Source organism: Bariatricus sp. HCP28S3_A4 (genome assembly GCF_052066395.1).
Taxonomy (GTDB): domain Bacteria; phylum Bacillota; class Clostridia; order Lachnospirales; family Lachnospiraceae; genus Allocoprococcus.
In genome coordinates this window covers 1-24080 of the sequence record NZ_JBQHSE010000007.1, presented here as the reverse complement: position 1 = coordinate 24080, position 24080 = coordinate 1, and the positions used below count along the sequence as shown (strand labels likewise).

Genomic DNA, 24080 nt, shown 5'->3' with positions numbered 1-24080 from the left:
AATTTGCAGCTGAATAAATTCCTAGATTTTTAATGATTAATCCGTTATACTAAGTTTATACTTAGTGTAACGGTTTTTTTTGGAGGTGACGTGATTTTATGGGAAGAAACGTAGCCATCGGAATACAGAGCTTTAGTGAGATTATTGAAAAAAAATACTTTTATGTAGATAAGACGTCCTTTATCAAGGAATGGTGGGACAGTGGTGATAGTGTAACACTGATCACCAGACCTCGCCGTTTTGGAAAGACGTTAAACATGAGTATGGTGGAGCAGTTTTTCTCACTGGATTATGCAAATCGTGGAGATCTGTTCGAAGGACTCTCCATCTGGAAAGAGAAAGAATACAGAGAGATTCAGGGAACGTATCCGGTAATCAGTCTTTCATTTGCCAACATTAAAGAAAAGAACTATGAGATAACCAGAAGGAAAATCTGTCAGATACTGACGGACCTTTATGCGGACTATACATTTCTTATGAAGAGTGATGTTATGGAAGCGTCGGACCGTGAGTTCTTCCATAGGATTTCTCCGGATATGGGAGATGTGGAGGCGACGTTGGCGCTTCATAATCTTTCAAAATATTTGAGTCGCTATTATGGCAAGAAAGTGATTATTCTGCTGGATGAGTATGATACTCCGATGCAGGAAGCTTATGTAGGTGGATATTGGGATGAATTGGTCGTATTTACCAGAAGTCTTTTTAATTCTACATTTAAAACAAATCCATGGCTGGACAGAGCGATTATGACCGGAATCACCAGAGTCAGTAAGGAGTCGATTTTTTCAGATTTAAATAATTTGGAGGTTGTGACTACAACATCAAATAAATATGCCACTTCTTTTGGATTTACAGAAGAAGAAGTATTTGATGCCCTGGAAGAATGTGAGCTTTCCGGAGAAAAAAAAGAAGTGAAAAGGTGGTACGATGGATTTATTTTTGGTAAACAGAAAGATATTTATAATCCTTGGTCCATCTTGAATTTTCTCGACAAGAAGGATTATCGGACGTACTGGGCGAACACCAGCTCAAACAGTCTGGTGGGCAAGCTTCTCCGGGAGGGAGACCGAAGAATTAAAGAACAGTTTGAGATTTTGCTGGACGGAGGTGTAATAGAGTCTCCGATTGATGAACAGATTGTATATAATCAGCTTCGGGGAAACGAAAGAGCGATTTGGAGCCTTTTACTGGCAAGCGGATATTTGAAAGTTTTGCGTTTCGAAAGTATTATAGAAGTCCCGGACGGAACGAACCCGAAGTATACACTGGCACTTACGAACCGGGAAGTAAGGCTGATGTTCCAAAATATGATACGGGATTGGTTTATGGATGTCGAAGGGGATTATAATGATTTCATTAAGGCACTTTTATTAGGAAATAAAAAAGTTATGAATAGATACATGAACCGGATTGCACTCAATGTTTTCAGCTATTTTGACACCGGAAAACGTCCTTCCGGGGAGGAACCGGAACGGTTTTACCACGGCTTTGTTCTGGGCTTGATTGTAGATCTGCAAAGCAGATATGTGATCACGTCAAATCGGGAGAGCGGTTTTGGAAGATATGATGTTGTGCTTGCGGCGAAGAATCCTCAAAAGGATGATACCATCATTATGGAATTCAAGGTTCATGATCCGGATGATGAGGATACATTAGAAGATACGGTGGCATCTGCGCTTGCCCAGATTGAAGAAAAACAGTATGAAGTAGATCTTGTGGCAAGAGGAATCCCGGCAGAACGGATCAGAAAATATGGATTCGCATTTGAAGGAAAAAAAGTATTGATTGGCTAAAGAAGAAAAAGTAAATAGCTAAATATTGAGTTTTTCGTATTTCTGTGATAGCATTTACACGACTGATCTTTTTGATAGAAGTTAATTTTAGAAATATTATGCGGACAGTGCGAAGAACAGCGAACCAAAGGACTGTTGATGGGAAATAATTCGTTCAATTACACCTCGAGGTGTCCCGGTAAGGCGGTTTATCTGCCGAATCGAGATGCCTCTTTTGTGTAATAAAACAATATTTTGTTTCTTTCTAATGTTGAAAGTTTCTGAAAATCCGTTGCAGAGTCGCAGGAACAGATTTGTTGAATAATATCTTTTGCCACATCGTCAGGTATCCGCTTTCTGAATTTGTGTATGTCCAGACAGTCATCGGACGGAGCAATTCTATGCATCGCCAGGAATTGTTCCGGTGTATCCAGTAATCTGAGAACCAAGGCTGTGTCGGTCAATCCGGCTGTCTTTCTGGTATAGTCGTTAAAACTGCTCCATTGATAACCGGATCCTGGGAAGTTTTCCAGTCCGGCTTTGGAGGGATTATAATGAATATAGCGGACTATAGTCAGCAGAGCGTTATCCGAATCAACAGGTTCACTATAATAGCGACCATCCTGAACAAAACCGGTACGGTCATACTTGGCATTGAACCAGCAGGCATAAGTTGTGTTTATGTGACGAAATATGGATTCAAGTGAAACAGTATTTGGGTGGCGAAGGAGCAGGTGAACATGATTTGACATCAAACAGTAAGCATAAATCTCAAATTTTAATTGATCTTTATAGAATTCTAATATATCCAGATATTTTATATAATCTTTGGATTCTTCGAAAAGTAGTTGTCTGTCGGCTCCTTTGATTACTACATGATAAGTCTGAGTTGATGATTTTTTACGTGCATGTCTTGCCAATAATATCCCTCCATGCTGATATATGATTATTTGAAACAAAAAACAGGTGAAAATTAGGAGTGTTGATAAAAATGTAAAATGAAAAGAATGGATGTTTCGTGAATTAAGTGTTTTCGATAATTTTATAATATAGTTTTTTGAAGAAAAGTAAATAGCAAAATATAAATATCTCTTTTTTAGTGCAATATTTACATACAAATTGTGTGGCGTGTTGAAAAACTGAGAGAAAATTGGAAAAAGCGACTGCCAAAGGGCGCTGCTCGTGGCAAAAGAAACGTCCCCAGACAATCCCCGGACAATCCAGACGCATTTAAGGACAGAATACGATGCCCTACTTGTGAAAATGCTGGTAATGCTGTAAAAATAAGGTAACGTAATTGTAAAATAGTATACAACAAGGAGAACAAAATGATGAAGAAAACAATGAAAAAAACAGCAGCAGCCGTAATTGCGGCAGTAACCGTGTGTGGTCTGGTGACAGGATGCTCAGCAAAGGAAGAGAAAATTGAAGTGAACGCTTCTACTTCTTCCTACGAAGACATGGTAAGTTATTTTGAGCAGGAGGGCTTTATTTCTGAAGACTGTGAACCGGTAAATATTAATGAGACCAGCGGATATCTCCAGGATAACACGGGCGGACAGTTTACCGAGACACAGGTGGCAGACAAGGCGTATGATTATGATGGACTCTGGCTGTTCTGGTGGGATCAGGAGAATCAGACGGAGATGTATGAGACTTACCAGTCCATGGGAGCGAATCAGGGAACGATCGTTCTTGGAGGAGGTGCGGCAATCCTTCAGACAGAAGCAAAAAATGGCGCTTATGCACTTGCGTTTTCAGAGGATTATGAGAAAAAGCAGGATGTTGTTGACGCATTTGAAGCACTTGAAAATGAATAAAGCAGAATTTACTTAAAGAGAAAAGTCAGGGGGACATTATGGAACGGGTTTTTGGAAAAGACAAAGGCAGTATGGGACGTTTCTTCCGGATGCTGCAGAAGGCAGGGCTTCCTTATCTTTGGATTATTGCATATATTGCCATAACAGCACTGCTGGCAAATGTGGGGATCAGTGTGACGGAATACACAGCTGAGTTGTTTGCGGGAAATGTGAATTTCGGTACCGTGGTTTTCCCATTTTTGATATTTACGTTAATATCTCAGATGATCGGTTCAATCAGCGGGATCATGAGTAACCTTTGTGTGGCCCGAATTGACAGGAATGTCAGGAGAATGATCTGGAGAAAGATTGTCAAGCTTCCACTCGGATATTACGAAAGAAATACACCGAAAGAGATGATTTCACGTATTACGACCGATATCACTACGATCAGTCAACTTATCATGCAGGTATTTGTGGCAATCCTGACTTCGGCATATAGCCTGATAATTACATTAAAGAAAATCGGTTCCTATGACCAGAAGCTGATGATTGCGCTGATTGCAGTTCTGCCTTTGAATTTTATTATTGCATTCGTCATGGGGAAAATGAGATTCGGCGTGTTGGATCTTGTGAACGAAAAAAATGCAGAACTGACACAGACGATCGCGGAAAGAACCAACAATCTCCTTCTGGTAAAATCTTATGGAAAAGAAGAGCAGGAATTTCAGACAGGTCAGAAGAAGATGGTGGGATTGTATAAGAGTACGATTCTGGATTCATGGCTTGGACTTGCAACTCCAATGTATGCACTGGTAGGGGCTATGCAGTTTATCGTTATCGTAATGGTAGGCCGAAACTTTTATGCATCCGGGGCATTAAGTCTGGCGCAATGGATTGCTTATTATGGATTTGCCATGAATATCGTCAACCTGCTTACGGCATACTGCGGATATTGGACATCATTTAAAGGATCTCAGGGAGCAACCAAAAGAGTAGCTCAGATCATGGAGGAGATAGAAGAAGATATTGAAACCGGGGAAGAGGCAGGATGCCTTCATGGTGAAATTGAATTAAAGGACATAGACTTCTCTTATGAAGAAAAGCCGATTTTTGAAAAATTGAACCTGAAAATTCCGGCAGGGCGTGTGACGGCTCTGATCGGTCCCTCCGGAAGTGGGAAGACTACACTCCTGAATCTGGTAGAACGTCTGTATCCGGTTCAGGGAGGTATGATTTCATTCGGCGGCGAGGACATTTCAAAGTATTCTCTGAAAAGTTTCCGGAATGCGATTTCCTATGTGACGCAGGAAAGCACACTTTTCGCGGGAACGATCCGTGATAATATCTTGTTTGGAGTAAAAAGAGAAGTGGCTGATGAAGAGCTGGAACGTGTTTGTGAGGATGCCTGTATCATGGACTTTATCCGGGAGCAGCCGGAAGGATTTATGATGGATGTCGGAGAGAACGGTGAGAAGCTGTCCGGGGGTCAGAAGCAGCGGCTCGCTTTTGCACGAGCACTATTAAAGCAATCGGACTATCTGTTCATGGATGAGGCAACTGCAGCTATGGATATTCGGGGGAAAGATCAGGTTTGGAAGAGTGTGAAATATCACATGAAAGGTAAAACGACCCTTATGGTTGCACATGACAGACAGACTGTGCAGAAGGCCGATTACATAGTAGTCATGCAAAATGGCAGGATTGTCTGTCAGGGAGAACCGGAAAAAGTGTATGTGGAAAATGCATATTTCCGAGAACTGATAGGAAGTGAGGGACAGGACTAATGAAAAAAGAGAAAAATGTATTACAGTTTTTTCTGAATTTCTATAGAAGATTTTCTATTCCATGGTGGCTCTATCTGGTTACATTTGGAGTCGGAATTGTCTACGCGGAGGCCGGAATGAGAGTATCCCAGTATCTGGTTCGTGTTAATAAAGGGGAACTGTACAATTCTGTCATTCTAAGTTATGTATTTATGATGCTTTTTAATGCACTGCTGGGATTTTTGCGGCCGCTGGTGATGGCGTATGCCGATCAGCGAGTAATTTTGAGGGTGAGGTCTGCACTATGGAGGAAAATCCTGCATCTTCCGATGGAAGTATTTGAAAAAGAGCAGCCGTCTTCGCTGGTATCGGCTGTTACAAACGATGTAACCCAGGCAACAATGGTGATCGGAGGTGTTTTCTCGGGAGCGGCGTCACTCTTTGGGTTTGCTCGTGCATGTATGATTCTGTATCAGTATAATGCACCGCTTTCTGTATACCTTTTGCTTTGTATACCTGTCGCAGTTGCGGTATTCATTCTTGTAGGAAAGCTACAGTATACAATCATGAAAAAGCGGTATGCTTCGCTTAATCAGATGACAACATTTTTCTCAGAACATTTGTCTGCGGGAAAATATGTTAAGGCTCAGGTAATGGAAGAAAAAGAGTTGGAAAGTGGATTTGCGGCAATTGATTCCCGATATAGGGCGGATGTGTATTACGCTTTCATGTCACAGATTCAGACTCTTGCACATTCTATTTATTCCCTGCTTACGACAATCGTAATGGCGGTGGGAGGTTCGCGCCTGATTCGTGCAGGAAAAATGGAGGCGACGGGAATCAATATGTTCAGTACATATATGACACAGGTAAACATGTATTTGGCAGAACTCCTGACGGTGTGGCAAAATGTGATGGGATCGAAAGGTGCGCTTACTCATGTCAGTGAAATTCTTGATCTGGATGAGGAAGATGCGCAAAAAGGAAAAGCCTGGATCGAATCTCAGAATCAGGATATTGTGTTTAAAAATGTGAATTTCGGGTATCAGGATGGAACGGAAATTCTTCATGATTTTTCAGTACGGATACCGGGCGGAAAGATGACTGCAGTAGTAGGTGACAACGGTTCCGGAAAATCTACGATCATGAAACTGATGCAGGGCTTCTATCAGCCGGATTCCGGAGAAATCAGGGTGGGAGAAAACCTGATTGGCGAGACAAAACTTCAGGATGTGCATAAAAGATTTGGCTATGTCCTTCAGAGTAATCCGTTGCTTTCCGGGACGATCCGTGATAATATTCTTTATGGAACGGACCGTCCGGTATCAGAAGAAAAGCTGAGAAAAGCAGCCGAAGAGGCCAGAGTGGATTCGTTTGTTGAATCTCTTCCGAACGGATATGATACTATGCTTGGAGAAGCCGGCAACCGGCTGTCCGGCGGACAGAGACAGAGACTGGCAATTGCAAGGACCCTTATTATGCAGCCTGATTACCTGATACTGGATGAGGCAGGAGCAAGTCTGGATCATGACACGTACATGAAGATCTATCATGGCATCAGACAGAAGATGAAAGGTCATACGGTCGTCTTTATTGCACATGATATGCGGGAAATCGCAGAGGCAGATTATCTGATTGTTATGCATCATGGCAGACTGGAAGCCTGTGGAACCCATGAGGAATTACAAAAGACCAGCAGGACTTATCAGGAATATCTACAGTCCCAAAAAGTATCTTAAAGAAAGAAGGAATGATTATGAAGAACTTTACGATTGTGTCCTCCCTGATTTTTGTGCTATTATTTTGTGGGATGGTTGGATATGTTGCACTATCAGAAGATTTCGTATTGCCTGAAAAAGAAGAAAAAACGGTAGTTGAAGAGAATATGGATGCACCGGTGTGGAATAAAACGATGGATGAGGTTGTTGCTTATCTGGAAAAGGAAGGACTTATTTCGACAGATGATCGAGTGACACTCTGTGCAGATGGATTATGCTCGCTTGCACTTAAATACAATGGAGCCGAGATCTACTGGTGGGATTTGGAAAAAATAGATCCGAAATCGGATGAATACAAGGCATACGACAGTCTCAGGACAAAAGGAGAAATTGATCTTTATGGATCCGGCATGATTATTATGCCGAAGAAAAACGGTCCTTTTGCACTTCTTTCAACGTATTATGAAGGAGACCCAGAGATTTTAGAAAAAGCATTTGAAGAGTTTGGTCAGGAGAATTAATTATGAAAATGAAGCTTGTTCTGGTAGAAGAAGATACGAGTTTGCGCACACGACTAGAAGAATTATTAACATTTTACAATGTATTTGATATTGTAAAAACCTTTGATGGAATTAATGAAGCCCATGAATATATTAGTTTGAATGAGGTGGATGTCGTATTTATTAATTTGCGAACAGGCAATCCGGCATTCAGTGATGACGGGGCTTATCTGGCGTACAATCTGTCGCAGATGAAGCCGGATCTTCTGGTGGTGCTGTATTCCGAAGAAAAGCTTGAAGCGGGGACGGTATTTGGTGTCTGCTGCGATGAGTATTTTTCCCTTCCATTCAGTATTCATGTATTGCAGCGTGTCGTAAAAAGAGTGCAGTATCTGTTTGAGCTTCTCCAGTATAAGCGCTTATGGGTCAACCGGTCTGTGATGATTAAAATCAAAAATGGATATCAACTGGTGGAGATTGATAAGATTCTTTTTATTGAGCGCGCGAACCGAAAGAATAAGATGATGACTGTGGATGGAAAGGAAGTGATTCTTTCAGGATATTCGCTGGATGAGTTGGAACATATTTTGGAAGGGCATAATTTTTACCGCTGTTATCAGTCCTTTATTGTGAACTTGTCCAAAGTGTCTTACGTCAAGGCGAATAATGAGACGAAAAGTTTCTCGCTGGTTTTTGACGGATATGCGGGTGAAGTCATGCTGAGTCGAGATAAATATACGGAAGTGATCCAGCTTTTGAAAAGTAAATATGCAAGGCTTACACTTTGATTTTGTCCCCTGCAAATTGTGGAAAAATAGCAGTTTGCAGGGGCATTTTTGTGTAAACTTTTGTGAGCTGCAGAACCGGTACAGAATAGAACGTGCCAAAGACAGAATAGCCCCGAGGCATTGAAATCAAAAAAGATTCCGATATAATTCACCGTAAAGAGATTCATAGAAACGAGGAGGAAAAAATGAAATCAAAAGTTATTTCGTTTGCTGAGTATGATAAGGTGGATATCAGCGCCTATCAGAAGGTGTTTGCCTTGGACGAAAAAGCAGTCAAAAAAGAGATGGATTTTTTGAAGAACAAAAACAGTACTTGGGCAGATGCGGATGAAGTTGTGGATGGAGCAATCATTGTTTGTGACATGAAATCAGAAAACTCATTTTTCAACAGAGAGCAGCTGAAGCTTATGGTAGGACAGGGATTCTTTAACAAGAAACTGGAAGCATTGTGCGTGGGAATGAAAAAGGGAACGACAAATGTACTGGATGTTGACGGGGATAAGGTGACAGTGACGGTCCAGTCTGTTCAGCGGAAAATGGTTCCTGAGGTCACAGATGAGATGGTAAAGAATCTTGAGATTAAAGGAATTGAAAGTGTCGAAGAATACGAGGAATATCTGACTCGGCAGCAAAAGAAGAAAATCGCAGATGAAGAAGGATTTGATGCAATTCAGTATGTAATGAAACAGGTATTTGAAAACAGTGCTTTTGACTTGAAAAAGGCTGATTGGATTGAAATGACAGATCATGAAATCCATAGATTACAAGTAATAGCAGATAAAGAGAACCTGAATCTGAAAACCATGGCACCAGAAGATTTTGAAGGAAAGATGCCGTTTTCAAGTTATCATGAGCTGCTTGTAAATGTTCAGTATGATTCATGGGATAAGTTGTTGTGTTATCTTCTCGGCTGTGTTTATGCGAAGCAAGATGGCGTAGAGTACACGAAGGAAAAATATAGGGAAAGCATAGAAGACTATATGAAATTCTGGCATGAAACAAAAGAAAATGCGGAACAGATCAACACGTATGAGTATTCGAAAATTACATTTTTCGCGAATTATTATTATCAAAAAGTAAGAGGTTACGTAGAAAAAAATTATTTTAAGGAGGACAAGTAAATGGCAATTCAGTATGCAGACAATGACAGTTTTAAAGAGCAGATCAAGGAAGGTTTTGTGATCGTGGATTTCTTCTCAACAACATGTGTGCCGTGTAAAGCGTTTTCACGTATTTTGGAGGAGCTTGATGCGGAGCTTCCATTTATCAATATCGTAAAAGTGAACACGACTGATTATCCGAAGCTGGGAAAAGAAAACCGCATCTTTGGAGTTCCGACTGTTCAGTTTTACAAAGATGGAGAAAAGAAATTTGAAAATGTCGGTGTGATGGAAGTCGACGAAATGAAAGAGCAGATTGCCAAATTGATGTACTAAGAGGAAGAGAACATGGAAGTCAGGGAAATAATCTATGGGTTTGAAGTCAAAGAGAAGAAATATGTGCGTGAAGTCGAAGGCAATATCTTTCAGCTGGAGCATCAGAAAACAGGCGCGCAGATCATCGTTATAGACAATCAGGATATGAAGAAGAGCTTTCTGGTAGGCTTCAGAACGATACCGGAGGACAGCACAGGTGTGTTTCATATCCTGGAGCATTCCGTATTGAATGGTTCCCGAAAATATCCGGATAAAGATACATTTGTTAATTTGATGAAGCATTCCATGGCGGAGTTCGTGAATGCAATTACCTATCCGGATCATACTGTATATCCGTTTTGTACAGAAAATGAGAAGGACTTTATGAAGTTAATGGATGTTTATCTAAATGCAGTATTTTATCCAAATGTTCTTACTGACAAAAAGATATTCGATCAGGAAGGATGGCATTTTCAGCGGGAAGAAGGAAAAGCACCGGAAATCAGCGGTGTAGTATATAACGAGATGAAGGGTGTCTTCTCTTCTCTGGATAATTTCTTAATGTATGAGATGGCTGAGGCGATGTTTCCGGAGAATGCTTATCGCTTTGTATCCGGCGGAAATCCGGATGCAATCCCGGCACTTTCTTATGAAAAATTTCTGGAACGGTACAGAACATTTTACAGCGCGTCGAACTGCTGTATTGTATTATACGGGAAGATGAATGTGGAAGAAAAGTTGGAATACATAGATAAGGCTTATTTAAGCAAGATGTCAAAAGTTGTAAGACCTGAACCGATTTCACTCCAGAGACCGTTGAGGACGATACGAAGAAAACAGTACGATAAAGATAAGTTTGGTGATCAGGGCGTATTTGCGGCATGTACGTATAATCTCGGGGAATTTGGTGACAGAGAACGAATGAGTGCTATTTACATTCTTGTTCAGGCGCTCATGGGAGAAGATGAAGCACCTTTGAAAAAAATGTTGCTCAAAGAGCTTCAAGTTTCAGATGTACAGTATTTCATTATGGACGGAATCCGTCAGCCTTATCTTGCAATCAAAATAAAAAATGCGGAACATGAAGCGGCGGACAGGCTGAGTATGGTCCTGAAAGAACAGGCAAAAAAACTATATGCTGAAGGAATCGGAGAGGAGATTCTCGTATCCGCAATGAACCGCCAGGAATTCTGGATGCGGGAAAAAGGAGGCTATCAGCCGGATGGAATCGACTGTGTACTTGATATAGCAGGCGGATGGACGCAGGATTTAGAACCATCTGTGATTATAGAATTTGAAGAGAAATATAAAAAACTGAGAAAACGTGTAAAGGAAGGATATTTTGAATCGCTTTTAAAAGAAATCATTCTGGAAAATGATTATCAGGCGGAAATATATCTCAAACCTTCGGAAGAGATTTTGAGAGAGAAAACCGAAGAGGAAGAAGAAAACGGAGAGAAACAACCCGATTTATCAATTGAGGATCTGGAACAGGAGAATGAAGAACCCATAACCAGAGTAGATGAAGAAAGAGGAATTATATATCTGAAACAGGAAGTGCCCTCTAAGGGAATTATTTACCAAAGCTGTTATTTTGATATCAGTGATCTGAAACCAGAAGAGGTTCCTTATGCCAAACTGTTAGCAGTCCTTCTGGGCGATCTGCCAACGAGAAAGCATACGCCGGAAGAACTTGTAGTTGAGAAAAATATGTGGTTTGGCAATATGGGCACTTATCTGGAAGTTTACACCAAAGCAGAGAACAGGGAACATGTCAACCTAAAATTTGTAATGGATGTAAGCTGTCTGGAGCAGAATCTGGAGAAGGCGTTGAATCTTCAGGAAGAACTTCTTTATGATACCGTTTTTGATCATCCCGAAATCATACGGAAAAAGATTCAACAGAGCAAAATGGCGATGGAAGAAGGGTTTGTATCAAATGGAAACAGTTACGCTTCCGGACGCGCTGCTGCGCACTATATGACGGAAGGCGTTGCGAGAGAGCGATATAATGGCATTCTCTATTATCAATTTCTTGGGGGGCTTCTGATGGATTTTGAATCAAATTGCGCTATGATCATACAGAAGCTGAAAAAAATCCGTGAGAAGCTTTGCTGTACAGCACCGCTGGTAATGAGTTTTACTGGTACAGAAGAAAGATACGCAGAATTTCGCAGACTGATGAATGATTCTGAATTATGTAATAGCCTAAGATCAGGTGATAGCGTGTGGTATCAGGATGAATTGCTGCCCGGAAAATCAGAAGCATTTATCATTCCATCCGAAGTTTCATATGCTGCATTTGGAGGGGACGGAGAATATAGTGGTGAGACTTATCTGCTCGGAAGAATCGTAAGTTTCGATTATTTATGGACAAAAGTTCGTGCCGAAGGAGGTGCTTATGGCTGCAGTATGGCGATCAATCCAAATGGCAGCTGGACGATGAGTTCCTATCGTGATCCAAATGTGAAGAAAACAATGGAAACATTCCGCGATACTTCAAACTGGTTGAAAACATTAGAGACAGAGGAACAGGAACTTCTGAATTATAAGATCGGGGCAGTTGCAAGATATGACCGGATTCCGAAGACATATGCACAGGTGAAACGAATGGATGCCTGGTATTTGCGTGAAGAAATGCCGCAGACGAGGGCTGGTATCAGAAAAGGATTGTTAAAAGCATCAAAAGAAGAACTGAAAAACAGATATCAGGCACTGGAAAGATTTGCCGAAGAGGGCACAGCCTGCGTGCTGGGAAATAGAGAGAGAATTGAAGAAGCAGCGGACGAATTTGATAAGATCATAGTATTGATGGAGTAAGGTTTGAGGAGAAATGAGAAGATGAAGAAAGAAAATATCTGGATGACATATGATGAGAAAGAAAACGATGAGCTTCATAATACCTGTGAATTATATAAATCCTGGCTGGACAGAGCAAAAACCGAGAGGGAATGTGTGGATTTGGTAACAGAACTGGCCAAGGAAGCAGGATATCATGAGCTTGGAGAGTATCTGGAAGGCAGAAGAGAAATAAGAGCAGGAGAAAAGATTTATGTCACCTGTATGAAAAAATGCATTGCACTCTTTCGGATGGGGGAAAATCCGATATCCGAGGGCATGAACATTCTGGGGGCACACATTGATTCACCCAGAATTGACGTAAAACAGAATCCGGTTTATGAAAATGAAGGATTTGCATATCTGGACACACATTATTATGGGGGTATTAAGAAATACCAGTGGGTAACACAGCCTTTAGCACTTCACGGAGTGGTTGCAATGAAGGATGGACATTGTGTAAACATCAGCATCGGCGAAAAAGCAGACGAGCCGGTTTTTGTCATTACAGACCTTCTGGTACATCTCGCTTCACAGCAGATGGATAAAAAGGCCGGAGAAGTCATCGAAGGGGAAAAACTGGATCTTCTGATCGGAAACTGTCCCATCGACAAAGATGAAAATCTGCAAGAAGCCGAAAAAGAAGCAGTCAAAGCAAATGTTTTGAGCATTCTTGAAAAATCTTATGGAATCAGCGAGGAAGATTTTGCATCGGCTGAACTGGAAATTGTACCGGCGGGAAAGGCTAGAGATCTTGGTTTGGATCGCAGTATGATTCTTGCATATGGACAGGATGACCGCATTTGCGCATTTACATCTGTTATGGCTATGCTGAATGTTAAAAACAGCAGTCGTTCTGCGTGTTGTCTGCTGGTGGATAAAGAAGAGATTGGCAGTGTCGGAGCAACAGGAATGCACTCGCGATTTTTCGAAAATATGGTAGCTGAGCTGATTGCCTTAACAGAAGGGGAATCAGATCTGAAAGTAAGAAGAGCACTTGCAGGATCAAAAATGCTCTCTTCCGATGTAAGCGCAGCATATGATCCGTTATTTGCAGACGTATTTGAAAAACGAAGTGCAGCATTTCTTACAAAAGGGCTTGCGTTCAATAAATTTACCGGAAGCCGTGGCAAAAGCGGATCCAATGATGCAAATGCCGAGTATCTGGGAGAAATCCGTAGAATGATGGAGGAAGCCGGTGTGGCATATCAGTTTGCGGAACTTGGAAAGGTGGATGTCGGAGGCGGCGGTACAATCGCATATATTATGGCAAACTACGGCATGGATGTCATCGATTCCGGTGTGGCAGTGCTGAATATGCATGCACCATATGAAGTGAGCAGCAAATCTGATATTTATCAGGCAGTGAAAGGTTATGAAGCGTTTTTGAAATGGGGATGTGAATGTGAAAGACTATAAGAAAAAACTCATCAATATATTTGGTGTTATATTGGGAAATGCTATCCTGGCATTGGGAGTGGTTGCATTTGTTATTCCTTCAGGGATCCCGATGGGAGGAGCAACCGGAGTTGGAATTGCATTCAATCATTTCTGGGGTGTTAGGACATCCATCGTTGTTTTCCTTGTGAATTCTTTTATACTTCTGGTTGCATGGTTTGTCATCGGTGCTGATTTTGTAGGGAAAACTATATTAAGTGTGATTATTTATCCGATTTTATTGGAAGTGATTCAGAAAATTCCGGGTATCACGAATATAACGGATAATATATTTCTGGCGGCAATCTACGGAGGGATACTGATTGGATTAAGTATGGCGGTTGTAGTAAGAGTCGGAGGATCAACCGGCGGAACGGATGCTATTGGAATGATACTTAATAAAAAGACTTCGCTGTCAGTAGGAACGGGGGTTTATCTTGCTGATGTCGTCGTTTTGGGGATGCAGGCTGTATTTAGTGATATGGAACAGATACTATATGCGATTCTGGTCGTCATTTTAACAACAATTGTCATGAATAAAATGATTCCGAACGGCAAAACATCCATGCAGGTCATGATTATTTCGAAAGAATACAGAAAAATACAGAAAAAAATTCTTCGTGAAATTGAAGCAGGAGTCACACTGTTCCAGATTCAGACCGGATGCGCCGGTGAATACCAGCAAGGGGTGATGTGTGTGATACCACGTCATAAGCTTTTCGCTTTGAAAGAAATGGTATGTGCTACCGATCCGAATGCATTTTTGACGATCACACAGATCAATGAAGTGAATGGACAGGGATTTACCAGGGAACGTGTGAAATACGATGAACTTCGATATAATGTGGAAGAATCTGAAATGCCGGCTATAAACTAGCCTGCAGAAGACAGGATGAAAAAAATTAGACTTTTGAGCTTTGATGACGTATGATAATAAGTACGAAATCAAGGCTCATTTTATTATGGATTTACGGGTTATCTTGTATAATGTTAAGAAAACAATATAATATTAAAAAGACAGGAGGGAGTGAAATGATTTATTGTATAAAGCATTTTGATTCGGTTTTGCTGAAGTTTTCTGCAAATGCAGAAAGTAGTGAACCAGATTATCGGATCTTGTGGGCCGATGAAACTAAAAGAGAATTTTTACCATTGACGCTGGAACTTTTCATATAATTTATCGAAATGGAAAGGAAATTTATGTTCTACATGTGATTTGTTTACATCCAAAGAATTATCGTATATTCTTGTTGGTTATCTGAAAACAAAAGGTGGAATGACGGCAGTTTGGAAATTTGGTGTTTTGGTCAATAATTATACGAATCAAATCGTTGCGTCGGCACCGCTTTTTGATTATGGGAATTCTCTGTTTAATTTCGCGTGGAAAGATGACTGGGCGAGTGATGAAAACTTAGAAACATATATTTCGACCTTACAGCCTTGTGTATATGACGATTCTCTTGAGAGCGCAAAAGCTGTGCTTACTCCAAGACATCGTGAAAAATTGTATCAATTATTGGAATTTCGGTTCAAACGGCATTCTCGATATAATTTACCTTAGAAACGGTTGGGTATGATTGAAAGGCAGATACAGAAAAGGGCGGGAATATTGCTCTCAGGTGGGAAATGTTAGGAAAGAGGGGAAAGTAAGGACTAAAATATTGAGTTTTTTTAATTTCTGTGGTAGCATTTACACGTCAAATATTTTTGATTATTATCAAATTAAGTAATATTTTGGGGAATACGCAAACAATAGCGTGCCAAAGGGCGCTGCTCGTGGCAAAAGAAACGTCCCTGCAAAGGAGAAAATTATGAAATTAGGCATTGTTGGATTACCAAACGTAGGAAAAAGTACACTTTTTAACTCACTGACCAAAGCCGGTGCAGAGTCTGCGAACTATCCGTTCTGTACGATTGACCCGAACGTGGGTGTTGTTACCGTTCCGGACGAGCGCCTGAACGTCCTCGGGGAAATGTACCACACAAAGAAGATCATCCCGGCAGCGATTGAATTTGTAGACATCGCCGGCCTGGTAAAAGGTGCATCCAAAGGAGAGGGACTTGGCAATCAGTTCCTTGCCAATATCCGTGAGGTGGATGCGATTGTTCATGTTGTGAGATGTTTTGAGGACAGCAACATTGTACATGTAGACGGAAGCATTAACCCGCTCCGGGATATCGAAACGATCAATCTGGAATTGATTTTCTCGGATCTGGAAATACTGGAAAGAAGAATTTCGAAAGCAGTTCGTGCTGCGAGAAATGACAAGGTGATCGCGAAGGAGCTTGCCCTTATGGAGCGGATCAAGGCGCATCTGGAGGAAGGAAAGCTTGCTAAGACATTTGACGGAGTTCAGGATGAGGACGAGCAGGCATGGCTGGAGAGCTACAATCTCCTGACTTACAAACCGGTTATTTTTGCGGCAAATGTGAAGGAGGATGATCTCGCGGATGACGGTGCTTCGAATGCAGGGGTACAGAGCGTGCGTGAATATGCGGCAAATGAAAACTGTGAAGTGTTTGTGGTTTGTGCGCAGATCGAGCAGGAGATCGCAGAACTGGAAGAGGATGAAAAGAAGATGTTTCTGGAAGATCTGGGACTTGAGGAATCCGGGCTGGAGAAACTGATCAAGGCAAGTTACAGTCTCCTTGGTCTGATCAGCTATCTGACTGCGGGAGAGCCGGAAGTTCGTGCTTGGACGATCAAAAAAGGAACAAAGGCACCTCAGGCGGCAGGGAAGATCCATTCGGACTTTGAACGTGGATTCATCCGCGCGGAGATTGTCTCCTATGATGATCTGATGGCTTGTGGTACGTACAATGCGGCGAAGGAAAAGGGACTTGTCAGACTGGAAGGCAAGGAATATGTGGTTCAGGATGGGGATATCATTCTGTTCCGCTTTAATGTATAACTTATTGGAAAGTCTGGAACATCAGGGGTAGATTAACGAAAGAAAGCAGGAGAGAATATGTCAGAAGCAATCATCTTTCCACATTTGGGGATTGAACTGAAACATGTGGGCAGAGCAGTTTCGGTTTTTGGATTTGATATTGCATATTATGGAATTATTATTGCATTCGCAATACTTTTAGGGACGATCATTACTGTTCTGATTGCGAGGTATACAGGACAGAATCCGGAGGATTATCTTGATCTTGCGGTATTTGCAGTGATATTCGGAATCATCGGAGCGAGGTTATTTTATGTGGTTTTCTCGTGGGAACTGTATAAGGATCATCCGCTGAGTATTTTTAATATCCGTCAGGGCGGCCTTGCCTTTTACGGAGGACTGATTGCAGCGCTCATTACGGTTTTTATATTTGCCTGGATCAAAAAACTGTCGGCACCCGAGATGCTGGACACAGTCTGTGTAGGCCTTCTGGTTGGTCAAATGTTGGGGCGCTGGGGAAATTTCTTTAACCGTGAAGCGTTCGGAGAATATACGGATGGGTTATTTGCGATGATGTTACCGATCGATTCGGTTAGAGTTGCCGATGTGACAGACCGCATGAGAAATCACATTGAAGTGATTGATGAGGTCCGATTCATTCAGGCACATCCGACGTTCCTTTACGAGTCTTTCTGGTGCCTTTTGGTTCTGATTGTGATTTTTTTCTATTATTCATACAGGAAGTTTGAAGGCGAATTATTCCTGGTATATCTGTTCGGATACGGGATAGGCAGAATGTGGATCGAGGGAATTCGCACAGATCAACTGACTGTTACCGGACTGGAACTCCCGGTGTCACAGATTCTATCCGGGCTCCTTGCGGTGGCGGCGTTGATTCTGATTGTTTACAACAGACAGCAGGATGATAAAACGAGACTGCGGAGAATGCGCGAAAAGGAAGCTAAGAAAAATGCGAAAAATGCAAGGAAGATGTTTCACGGGAAATAAAACAGAGTACGTCCGGTTGGTGTATCCGAAAAGGAACAATCTTCGATGAATAACTACTGGACTTTTGAAAATCAACAGACTATAATAAATATATATGTTAAATAATTGGCATAAATAAGGAGGAAACAAGAAATGGCAAGAGCAATGAAGACCATGGATGGTAACCATGCAGCCGCTCATGCATCGTATGCATACACAGACGTAGCTGCTATTTACCCAATCACCCCTTCATCCGTAATGGCTGAGGCAACAGATGAATGGGCTACTCAAGGAAGAAAGAATATTTTTGGACAGACTGTTCAGGTAACTGAAATGCAGTCTGAAGCAGGTGCAGCCGGAACAGTTCACGGTTCCCTGTCAGCAGGTGCGCTTACAACAACTTACACAGCTTCTCAGGGCTTACTTCTTATGATTCCTAACTTATATAAGATCGCTGGTGAGCAGCTTCCGGGTGTATTTAACGTATCTGCCCGTGCTATCGCAAGCCATGCATTATCAATCTTCGGAGATCACTCAGACGTATATGCATGCCGTCAGACAGGATGCGCTATGCTGTGTGAATCCAGTGTACAGGAAGTAATGGACTTAACACCGGTTGCTCACTGTGCAGCAATCAAAGGACGTATTCCTTTCATCAACTTCTTCGACGGATTCCGTACTTCTCATGAGATTCAGAAAATCGAGACATGGGATTACGAAGATCTGGAAGATCTGGTAGATAAGGATGCAATTGATGCTTTCCGTAAGCATGCTCTCAATCCAAATCATCCTTGCCAGAGAGGTTCTGCTCAGAACCCGGATATCTTCTTCCAGGCTCGTGAAGCATGTAACCCGTTCTACGATGCTATGCCGGCAATCGTACAGGAATACATGGACAAAGTAAATGAAAAGATCGGAACAAATTACAAACTGTTCAACTACCATGGAGCAGAAGACGCTGAAAGCGTGATCGTAGCTATGGGATCTGTTTGTGATACGATCGACGAGACAATTGATTACTTACTTGCTCAGGGCAAGAAAGTCGGTGTTGTTAAAGTTCGTCTTTACAGACCGTTCTGCGCTCAGGCCCTGATCGATGCAATTCCGGATACTGTTAAATACATCAACGTATTAGACAGAACAAAAGAACCTGGTGCTCAGGGAGAACCTCTGTACCTTGATGTTGTTGCTGCATTAAAGGGAAGCAAATTCGACGGCGTTAAGATCAATTCCGGACGTTACGGATTAGGTTCTAAAGATACAACACCGGCTCAGATCGTAGCTGTATTCGAGAACGAAGCAAAATCACTGTTCACAATTGGTATCGTTGATGATGTGACAGGACTTTCTCTTGAAGTTGGTGCTCCTCTGGTTACTACTCCGGAAGGAACAATCAACTGTAAGTTCTGGGGACTTGGAGCTGACGGAACTGTTGGTGCCAACAAGAACTCCATCAAGATCATCGGTGACAACACGGATATGTATGCACAGGCTTACTTTGATTATGACTCAAAGAAATCAGGCGGTGTAACAATGTCTCACCTTCGTTTCGGTAAGAAACCGATTAAGTCTACTTACCTGATTCATAAGGCAAACTTTGTTGCATGCCATAATCCGTCTTATGTAAATAAATACAACATGGTTCAGGAACTTGTTGACGGCGGTACATTCCTTCTGAACTGTCCATGGAATGCAGAAGAGCTTGACAAGCATCTTCCGGGACAGGTGAAAGCATTCATCGCTAACCACGGAATCAAGTTCTACACCATTGATGGAATCAAGATCGGTAAAGAAATCGGACTTGGCGGACGTATCAACACCGTTCTTCAGTCAGCATTCTTCAAACTGGCTAACATCATTCCGGAAGAAGAAGCAATCGACCTGATGAAGAAAGCAGCAAAAGCTACTTACGGCAAGAAGGGTGATAAGATCGTTCAGATGAACTACGATGCAATCGAAGCAGGTGCTAAACAGGTTCATGAAGTAGAAGTTCCGGAAAGCTGGAAAGACTGCGCAGATGAGGGATTATTCACACCGGAAGTTAAGGGTGGAAGAGAAGACGCTGTTTCATTCGTTAAGAATATTCAGGCTAAAGTTAACGCTCAGGAAGGTTACTCTCTGCCGGTATCTGCATTCACAGAATATGTAGATGGTTCTACACCGTCCGGTACTGCAGCATACGAGAAACGTGGTATCGCAGTAGATATCCCGGTATGGAAACCGGAAAACTGTATCCAGTGTAACCGTTGTGCATATGTATGTCCGCACGCTGTAATCCGTCCGGTAGCACTTACAGAAGAAGAAGCTGCAAAAGCACCGGAAGGAATCAAGACAATCGATATGATCGGTATGCCGGGACTGAAGTTCACAATGACTGTTTCAGCATATGACTGTACAGGATGTGGCTCATGTGCTAACGTTTGTCCAGGAAAGAAGGGCGAAAAAGCTCTTGTTATGGAAAACATGGAAGCAAACGCAGGCGAACAGGTATACTTCGACTTTGGTACAGAAATCGAAGTGAAACCGGAAGTTGTTGCTAAATTCAAAGAAAATACCGTTAAAGGTTCTCAGTTCAAACAGCCGCTTCTTGAATTCTCAGGAGCTTGTGCAGGATGTGGTGAGACACCATACGCTAAATTAGTTACACAGTTATTCGGTGACAGAATGTACATCGCTAACGCAACAGGATGTTCTTCCATCTGGGGTAACTCTTCACCGTCTACACCATACACAGTAAACTCTAAGGGACAGGGACCTGCATGGTCTAACTCATTGTTCGAGGACGCTGCTGAGTTTGGTTACGGTATGTTATTAGCTCAGAAAGCATTAAGAGAAGGCCTGAAAGCGAAAGTTGAAGCTGTCGCAGCATCAGAAGGATGCAGTGAAGAAGCAAAAGCTGCTTGCCAGGAATGGTTAGATACCTACTCATGCGGAGTTACAAACGGAACAGCTACAGATAAATTAGTTGCAGCATTAGAAGGATGCGATTGTGAATTATGCAAAGATATCGTTAATAATAAGGATTTCCTTGCTAAGAAATCGCAGTGGATCTTCGGTGGTGACGGATGGGCTTACGATATCGGATTCGGCGGTGTTGACCATGTTCTTGCAAGTGGAAAAGACATCAACATCATGGTATTCGATACAGAAGTTTACTCTAACACAGGCGGACAGTCTTCTAAGGCTACCAAGACCGGTGCAATCGCTCAGTTCGCAGCAGGCGGAAAAGAAGTTAAGAAGAAAGACCTTGCTTCTATCGCAATGAGCTACGGCTATGTATACGTTGCACAGATCGCTATGGGTGCTGACTTCAACCAGACTGTAAAAGCGATCTCTGAAGCAGAAGCATATCCGGGACCGTCTCTGATTATTGCTTACGCTCCATGTATCAACCATGGTATCAAGAAAGGTATGAGCAAAGCTCAGACAGAAGAAGCTTTAGCAGTAGAATGCGGATACTGGAACAACTTCCGTTACAATCCGGCTGCAGAAGGCGCTAAGTTCACTCTTGACAGCAAGGAGCCTAAGATGGAAGGATACAAAGACTTCCTGAACGGAGAAGTTCGTTACAACGCATTAGCAAGATTCAATCCTGAAAAAGCAGAAGTAATGTTCGCTAAGAATGAAGCTGAAGCAAAAGCAAGATATGAATATCTGAAGAAACTGGTTACTCTGTACGGAGAAGACTAGGACACCGAAAAATAAGTTTCTGATACATTGACGCAGGATGATTGTTTCATATGCAAGGAGGAATGAGGCGTAGCGGTGACTACGTCGATTGACGACAACACTGCAGATGAAACAATCAGACAAGTCAAGGTGTCAGTTACTTATTATTCGGTATACTAGGATAAATAAAGGATAAAAAAAACGGCATGGCCTTAGGGCTGTGCCGTTTTTTGGATAAGACAGACGTTTCGAGTGATCTGGGTATTTTCTGAGAAAATCAATGAATAAAAAGAACAGTATGATTACAGAAGTTGTTTCAAATATTCCTCAGTCTGACGGATGAACGCATCCGTGGAAAGCTGGGTATTTCCCAGCATTTTCTGCATAAGAAGTCCGTCGGACATCAAAAGAGCGGCCCATGCAAGATAGTCTGAAGAAACTCAGCCCATAAAGAAGGCGCTGAAGTACTTTTGATCGAGCGGGAAGAGCGGCTTGGTGGTATTTTGAAGCAGTGTATTCATGACGGTTTCGGATTGCTGCATTTTGGTGAACGACTCTCCGGACCGGAATATGTGGAGCGTTTTATAAGAGAATTTCATGAGCTTAAGATTGAGTGTGAACTTCAGACTTTTGTGACGCGGATGGAAGAGAAAGCAGAAGCAAAGAAAATAACCTATGTTAACAAAAATGGCGTTGTGAGCTGCCATACCAGAACGATCATTCTGGCGACTGGCTGCAGAGAGAGGACGGCAAAACAGGTCTGGATCCATGGAACAAGACCGTCTGGAATCTTTACAGCGGGGACGGCACAGCATTTTGTGAATCTTTTGGAGCAGATGCCGGCAAAGCGCTGTGTGATTCTGGGTAGCGGGGACATCGGACTTATCATGGCGCGCCGTCTTACTCTGGAGGGAGCGGAAGTGATTGGTGTGTATGAGGCAAAGCCAACCCTATCAGGTCTTACCCGCAATATTGTCCAATGCCTGGAAGACTATGGAATTCCGCTTCATTTGTCCAGTACGGTGACCCGTGTATTCGGAGACAGTCGTCTGACTGCCGTGGAGATCTCTAAAGTCAATGATAAGATGGAACCGATTGCAGGAACAGAAGAAATTGTGGAGTGTGATACGCTGATCCTTTCTGTGGGGCTGATACCGGAGAATGAAATTGCAGGTTCACTGGGAATACCAATGGATATGCATACGAAAGGGCCGGTTTGTGATGAGCATTTTATGACTGAAAAAGAAGGAATATTCTGCTGTGGAAATGCGCTCCATGTCAATGATCTTGTGGATTATGTGACAGAGAGCGGGATCGCTGCGGGAAAGGCAGCTGCCGTCTATGAAAAGAAAAAACGGGAATACTTAGAACTGGAGGCGGGAGATTCCCTGCAGTATGTTGTACCACAGAGGATCGAAAAGAGCGCTGGAACGGAAAAGATCGTTCTTTATTTCCGAAGCAGAGCAGAGATGGAGGAAGCGGTATTTACCAGCCTTTCAGGAGACAAAATTCTGTATGAAAAAAGGTTCCGCAATCTCAAACCTCCGAAAATGTTCCGGTCGTGCCGGTGAAAGTCTCTGCGGAGATTCCAAAAGAAAGAATATTTGATGTGATGAAGGAAATCAGTAAAGTGCAGGTGACAGAGCCGCTCGGTACGGGGGATATCGTGATTGAAAATGTACTGGGGCTGGGCGTCGATGTCGTGATAACGAGTGACCTGATGAAAGGAGAAGTGTAACATGAGTAAACCATATAAAGGATTTGAACCCAAATGGGTAAAAGAGGCTGCGCCGAAAGACAGTTATGGTTCCATTTTCCGTTGGGGCGATCCGGATTTTGTGAAATATCCGAAAGAGTCGCTGTACAAAATGATGAAAGAAAAATTTAAAATGACGGATGCGGATTTCCAGCAGTACGATGGCAGTATCGGTATGGAGAAGGTCGTACTTGATCAGCCGTCCCGCCTTGCTACGGAGCATATTGAAGCACTGAAGAAGATTGTTGGGGAAAAGTATGTCACGACAGAGGACTACCCGAGACTGGCAGTTGCTTATGGAAAGACCGGATACGATGCAATCCGTCTCAGAAGACATCAGATCGATTCGCTGCCCGATGCAGTTGTTTATCCGGATACGACTGAGCAGGTGGAACAGATCGTGGCATACTGTACAGAACACAAGATCCCACTGAGTGTATATGGCGGGGGCAGCAGTGTGACAAGAGGTGTGGAGCCGACTCTGGGAGGAATTTCGCTGGATATGAGGCTCCGGTTCAATAAGGTCCTCAAATTTAACAAGATATAGCAAGAATTCTCCCACCTCTTTAGGTGGCGAGATGAATTGCAAAAAAATACGAGAGAACACTTGTTCTAATGTGCCGGATGTGGTACAATATAATCAGTCGAATAAAAGAAAGGATTGATTATAATATGGATTTGGATAATAATGCACATTCAGTATTTTTGTTATATTATCATTTGATTATGGTTGTGAAATATCGC

19 protein-coding genes and 2 pseudogenes are annotated in these 24080 nt (G+C 42.3%); 20 read left to right on the top strand and 1 reads right to left on the bottom strand.

Annotated features, from left to right (window positions below):
- Nucleotides 1-98 precede the first annotated feature (98 nt).
- A complete protein-coding gene (locus tag ACTNBF_RS05285) occupies nt 99-1793 on the top strand; it encodes an AAA family ATPase (protein WP_441026644.1) in 1695 nt (564 codons plus the stop codon).
- Between the two features lie 188 nt (nt 1794-1981).
- Here ACTNBF_RS05285 and ACTNBF_RS05280 read toward each other — a convergent pair whose 3' ends face one another.
- Nucleotides 1982-2692, bottom strand: coding sequence for a transposase (locus ACTNBF_RS05280; RefSeq protein ID WP_427820398.1), 711 nt, complete (start codon nt 2690-2692; stop codon nt 1982-1984).
- A gap of 408 nt (nt 2693-3100) precedes the next feature.
- On the opposite strand from ACTNBF_RS05280, the gene ACTNBF_RS05275 reads away from it, so the two are divergent.
- From ACTNBF_RS05275 to ACTNBF_RS05185, 19 genes and pseudogenes are all read left to right on the top strand, one after another.
- Nucleotides 3101-3592: a hypothetical protein gene (locus tag ACTNBF_RS05275; protein WP_441026640.1), complete on the top strand. Its 492-nt coding sequence runs from the start codon at nt 3101-3103 to the stop codon at nt 3590-3592.
- A gap of 38 nt (nt 3593-3630) precedes the next feature.
- Nucleotides 3631-5358 carry an ABC transporter ATP-binding protein gene (locus ACTNBF_RS05270; protein WP_441049261.1) on the top strand — a complete coding sequence of 576 codons (1728 nt, stop codon included), beginning with the start codon at nt 3631-3633 and terminating at the stop codon, nt 5356-5358.
- Nucleotides 5358-7076: an ABC transporter ATP-binding protein gene (locus ACTNBF_RS05265; RefSeq protein ID WP_441026636.1), complete on the top strand. Its 1719-nt coding sequence runs from the start codon at nt 5358-5360 to the stop codon at nt 7074-7076. Before ACTNBF_RS05270 ends, ACTNBF_RS05265 begins: the two co-directional genes overlap by 1 nt.
- 17 nt (nt 7077-7093) lie before the next feature.
- Entirely contained in the window at nt 7094-7576 is a 483-nt protein-coding gene (locus ACTNBF_RS05260; RefSeq protein ID WP_427820402.1) for a hypothetical protein, read from the top strand.
- Between the two features lie 2 nt (nt 7577-7578).
- Nucleotides 7579-8343 (top strand): LytR/AlgR family response regulator transcription factor, encoded by a 765-nt coding sequence (locus tag ACTNBF_RS05255; RefSeq protein WP_427820403.1) that lies wholly within the window; start codon nt 7579-7581, stop codon nt 8341-8343.
- A 185-nt stretch (nt 8344-8528) separates the two neighbouring features.
- Entirely contained in the window at nt 8529-9464 is a 936-nt protein-coding gene (locus ACTNBF_RS05250) for a hypothetical protein (protein WP_441088862.1), read from the top strand.
- Nucleotides 9465-9779: a thioredoxin family protein gene (locus ACTNBF_RS05245; protein ID WP_427820405.1), complete on the top strand. Its 315-nt coding sequence runs from the start codon at nt 9465-9467 to the stop codon at nt 9777-9779.
- A 12-nt stretch (nt 9780-9791) separates the two neighbouring features.
- Nucleotides 9792-12578 carry an insulinase family protein gene (locus ACTNBF_RS05240; protein ID WP_441088861.1) on the top strand — a complete coding sequence of 929 codons (2787 nt, stop codon included), beginning with the start codon at nt 9792-9794 and terminating at the stop codon, nt 12576-12578.
- Between the two features lie 21 nt (nt 12579-12599).
- On the top strand, nt 12600-14015 hold the full coding sequence (locus ACTNBF_RS05235) for an aminopeptidase (RefSeq protein WP_441088860.1): 1416 nt from the start codon (nt 12600-12602) through the stop codon (nt 14013-14015).
- Entirely contained in the window at nt 14002-14910 is a 909-nt protein-coding gene (locus tag ACTNBF_RS05230) for a YitT family protein (protein ID WP_441088859.1), read from the top strand. Before ACTNBF_RS05235 ends, ACTNBF_RS05230 begins: the two co-directional genes overlap by 14 nt.
- 155 nt (nt 14911-15065) lie before the next feature.
- Nucleotides 15066-15209: a hypothetical protein gene (locus ACTNBF_RS05225; RefSeq protein WP_441088858.1), complete on the top strand. Its 144-nt coding sequence runs from the start codon at nt 15066-15068 to the stop codon at nt 15207-15209.
- Between the two features lie 40 nt (nt 15210-15249).
- The gene (locus ACTNBF_RS05220) at nt 15250-15594 is read left to right on the top strand and encodes a hypothetical protein (RefSeq protein WP_441088857.1); all 345 of its coding nucleotides are present in this window, start codon (nt 15250-15252) and stop codon (nt 15592-15594) included.
- Between the two features lie 250 nt (nt 15595-15844).
- Complete coding sequence (gene ychF / locus ACTNBF_RS05215; protein ID WP_441026624.1) at nt 15845-16945, top strand: redox-regulated ATPase YchF; 1101 nt, start codon at nt 15845-15847, stop codon at nt 16943-16945.
- Nucleotides 16946-17002: 57 nt separating this feature from the next.
- Nucleotides 17003-17932 carry a prolipoprotein diacylglyceryl transferase gene (gene lgt, locus ACTNBF_RS05210; RefSeq protein ID WP_427820410.1) on the top strand — a complete coding sequence of 310 codons (930 nt, stop codon included), beginning with the start codon at nt 17003-17005 and terminating at the stop codon, nt 17930-17932.
- Between the two features lie 132 nt (nt 17933-18064).
- Complete coding sequence (gene nifJ / locus ACTNBF_RS05205; protein ID WP_427820411.1) at nt 18065-21601, top strand: pyruvate:ferredoxin (flavodoxin) oxidoreductase; 3537 nt, start codon at nt 18065-18067, stop codon at nt 21599-21601.
- A gap of 437 nt (nt 21602-22038) precedes the next feature.
- Nucleotides 22039-23151, top strand: a pseudogene (locus ACTNBF_RS05200) (NAD(P)/FAD-dependent oxidoreductase); the annotation flags it as partial.
- Nucleotides 23148-23318: a DUF1667 domain-containing protein gene (locus ACTNBF_RS05195; RefSeq protein ID WP_427808288.1), complete on the top strand. Its 171-nt coding sequence runs from the start codon at nt 23148-23150 to the stop codon at nt 23316-23318. The pseudogene ACTNBF_RS05200 and the gene ACTNBF_RS05195, both read left to right, overlap by 4 nt.
- 1 nt (nt 23319) lies before the next feature.
- A complete protein-coding gene (locus tag ACTNBF_RS05190) occupies nt 23320-23883 on the top strand; it encodes an FAD-binding oxidoreductase (RefSeq protein WP_441088856.1) in 564 nt (187 codons plus the stop codon).
- 125 nt (nt 23884-24008) lie between these two features.
- Nucleotides 24009-24080, top strand: a pseudogene (locus ACTNBF_RS05185) (IS200/IS605 family transposase); the annotation flags it as partial.